1 protein-coding gene is annotated in these 436 nt (G+C 44.5%); it reads left to right on the top strand.

Annotation, left to right across the window (positions count from 1 at the left end):
* Positions 1 to 436 (top strand): transporter substrate-binding domain-containing protein (locus tag AB4496_RS26075; protein WP_372132786.1); only part of this gene is annotated, 436 nt, incomplete at both ends.

The raw sequence follows: 436 nt of genomic DNA on the forward strand, positions 1-436 counted from the left end.
CTCCTTAGCAAGCAAAACAGGGAACTCATCGAGTGACCAAGTCATATTGCGGGTTGGTCTGCCTTCTTACGACATGGTCCCCTACAGCTATCAACATAAAACTCCCTCAGGCAACACTGTTTCTGAAGGGCTACTCATCAGTATGTTGGATCAGGTAGCGGTAAATGCAGGTTTCCAATATCAGATTAAGTTGTATTCAACATTTAGTGATGTACTGAGTGCATTCGAAAGAGGTGAATTAGATCTGCTAGTCGGCGTCTCTTCGACCAAGGAGCGCCATAATTACATGACTTTTAGTGAGCCGATGTTTTCCATAAGACGAGCGGTGATTACCCAAAATAGAAAAATAAACGATTTAGGTGCGTTGGCAACCGCCAACCTAGCATTGGAGAAAGGGTTTGCGCTCAATGATCTTCTTCCTAGCCTGCTTCCTGAT

It is taken from the genome of Vibrio sp. 10N.222.46.A1, from assembly GCF_041473595.1.
Classification (GTDB): Bacteria; Pseudomonadota; Gammaproteobacteria; order Enterobacterales; family Vibrionaceae; genus Vibrio; species Vibrio tasmaniensis_A.